The organism is Ideonella oryzae (assembly GCF_024055665.1).
In the GTDB taxonomy this organism is placed as follows: Bacteria; Pseudomonadota; Gammaproteobacteria; order Burkholderiales; family Burkholderiaceae_C; genus Ideonella; species Ideonella oryzae.
Genome location: NZ_JAMXMC010000026.1, coordinates 1 through 2,751, shown reverse-complemented (window position 1 = coordinate 2,751; position 2,751 = coordinate 1). Strand labels below are relative to the sequence as shown.

Genomic DNA, 2,751 nt, shown 5'->3' with positions numbered 1-2,751 from the left:
GCGACCCGTCTGACACGAACCAGTGGACGGTGGCGATCTGCCCGCAGAACGACACCTCGGCCGAAGGCGTCACCAACGTCCTGATCCAGAACAACACCTTCATCCGCAACAGCCACACAAGCCAGGATCTGACCCTGGCCGGCAAGCAGCTGACCTACCGCAGCAACACGGTGAAGAGCGGTGGCAGCTTCTGGGAAGGCGTGGGTCACGACACGGCCCTGCCGACCAGCTGGAAGGGTCCTTACTACTCGAACTGATCCGGCGGGTATGCCGAGAAGAGCGTTGTCTCTTCTCGGCCCCCTTCACGCAGCGGCTGCCGATGGCAGCCGCTTTTCTTTGTGCTGCTGCAGCACCCTTTGGCGAAGGCGAGAGAGGGCCAGGCCTGCGGCGGAAGTGACACAACAAGGCAGAAGGCGCGCAATGGCAATATGTCACCCAACGGCCGGGCCGCCTGCCGAACCGAAGGCGCCAGGGCGGTGTTCTTCTGGCAAGGTGTGCGGTGTCACGACACGGTTGGCCGTCGGACGGGGCGGCCGCAAACCCTGGCGCTGTGAACTTAGCACCACGACCTGTTGACCGAAAGGCTGGCTGCGTGCGGGGCGGACCTGTATTCTTTGATAAAGGTCCTGCCGAACGACATCGGACATCGGCTTGACCTGGGGCTCTGACAAGAACATCCGATTCACTGGATCAGCGGTAACGATGTTGCTCGATTTGCGGCACATGGATGCCGAACAACGCTTGCAGTCAGATGTCTGCATCGTGGGAGGGGGGACTGCAGGCCTGGTGATCGCCATGGAGCTGGAGGCCGCCGGCATCGCTTGCGTGGTGCTGGAGAGTGGCGGGCTGGACGTGGAAGAGGCCTCCCGAGACCTGAACCGAGGTTCCAGCGCTGGCGAGATCGACTACCAGTTCGGCGATGGTTGCCGCAGCCGCTTCCTCGGCGGCAGCAGCAATTGCTGGGGTGGGTTCTGCCGTGCCTTCGAGCCGTCCGACTTTGAGCGGCGTTCATGGGTGGCACACAGCGGATGGCCCATCGGGTATGCCGAGTTCCAGTCCTATGTCCAGAAAGCGCACCAGTGGCTGAAGCTGGGCCCCGTGAACTACGACCCCGCACATTGGGTGGCGGCCATCGGTCGGCCCGACGTGCAGCGCTTTCCCTTGGCGGGCACGGGATTGATGGACGCCGTCTCCCATTTCAGCCCACCTGTGCGCTTTGGGCGCGACTATCGTCGCCGATTGCGCGATAGCCGTCTCATCACCGTTGTCCTGCATGCCAATGTGGTTCGCTTCGACAGCACCCCGGAGGGGGATGTGCTGGAGTCGGTGTTGGCGCGCAGTCTGAACGGCCGGCAGTTGTCGGTCTCGGCCGAGCGTTTCGTGCTGGCGGCCGGCGGGATCGAAAACCCCCGGCTTCTGCTGGCCTGCAGTCCTCAGCGCCCCGAGGGCTTGGCCAACCGCAATGGCCTGGTGGGGCGCTACTTCATGGACCACCCCCGGGTGCAGGTGGGGCGGCTTCACATGCATGGGGATTGGAAGCGCAGCAAGCTGTACGACATCAAGTTCAACTACCACCACCGGCATATGGCCGCTGCGGGGACGAAAGTGGCGGGCCAGGTCATGCCCACGCCGGAGGTGCGTGAGCGCCTGGGGCTGACCAATTCCGTGATGTGGCTGTGTTCCGTCTTTCCTGGCGAAGGCACGCCGCAGGCCGAGGCGCTCTTTCGTGCCAAGCAGAGAAGTCTGGGGCACCGCGCGTGGGACGAGAGCGTGCTGCAGGACATCCGGACGGTGATGGCTGCCCCCCTGACATCGCTGCGCTTCGTGGGCGGGCGTGTGGTGCCCAGGTTGAGTCCCGCGCCCTACCTGGATTTGGCCTGTGTGGCCGAACCGGTGCCCAACCCGGACAGCCGGGTCACGCTGGGTGAGGCGCGCGATGCGCTGGGCATCCCGCGAGCCCAGGTGGAGTGGCGCATGGGGGAGCAGGAAAAGCACACGATCGATACCGGCCACCGGCTGTTCGCCGACTTCCTCCAGACACGTGGCGTGGGTCGTGCCGAGTTGCCTCCCCCGCTGTCCGGTCAGCCCTGGCCGGCATCGCTGGAACGGCAAGGGACGTGGCACCACATGGGCACCACACGGATGCACGGCAGCCCGCGGCAGGGGGTGGTGGATGTCAACTGCCGAGCGCATGACTGCAAGAACCTGTATGTGGCGGGCAGTTCGGTGTTTCCGACGGTGGGGGCCAACTATCCGACCGTCAATCTGGTCGCGCTCGCAGTGCGGTTGTCGGATCATCTGGTCCGGTCCTTTCGGCAGGCCGGTGAGCCGGCGCCGCTGCGGGACGCGGCGATGGAGCGCAGCGCGGTGTCTTCCTGAAGGGCGGTGGTGAGCCCCCCCGGGCGCGGTGACGCGGCACATGCCGCCTCTTGCCAGAGCCTGCTGCAATGCAGCATAGTGGGGCCCGGCGGATGATCGGGAGCCGGGTTGACCGAGGAGCGGGGGGCGCAGGCATGACCATGGGAATGCGGTGCCAGAGGCTCTGGAGAGTCGTCCCCTGTTGCCTGGCCCTGGCCTGGACCGGCTCAGCTGTCACAGCAGGGCTGCATGTCCTGTCGGGCACAGGAGCGACGACGGTGACGGCGTCGCGGGTGACGGGGGTTGCGCCGCTGGCGGTGCTGTTTGATGCGACGGGCACGACAAACACGTCGAGCCTGGACAGCTTCCGGCAACTGAACTACGCGTTCAATT

Annotated in this window: 2 protein-coding genes; both read left to right on the top strand. The window is 65.5% G+C overall.

Going from position 1 to position 2,751, the window contains the following annotated elements; genetic code table 11:
* Positions 1 to 257, top strand: a 257-nt coding sequence (locus tag M0L44_RS21915; RefSeq protein ID WP_252772309.1) for a hypothetical protein, incomplete at its 5' end; no start/stop codon positions are given.
* A 445-nt stretch (positions 258 to 702) separates the two neighbouring features.
* A complete protein-coding gene (locus M0L44_RS21910) occupies positions 703 to 2,379 on the top strand; it encodes an FAD-dependent oxidoreductase (protein ID WP_252772308.1) in 1,677 nt (558 codons plus the stop codon).
* Positions 2,380 to 2,751 lie beyond the last annotated feature (372 nt).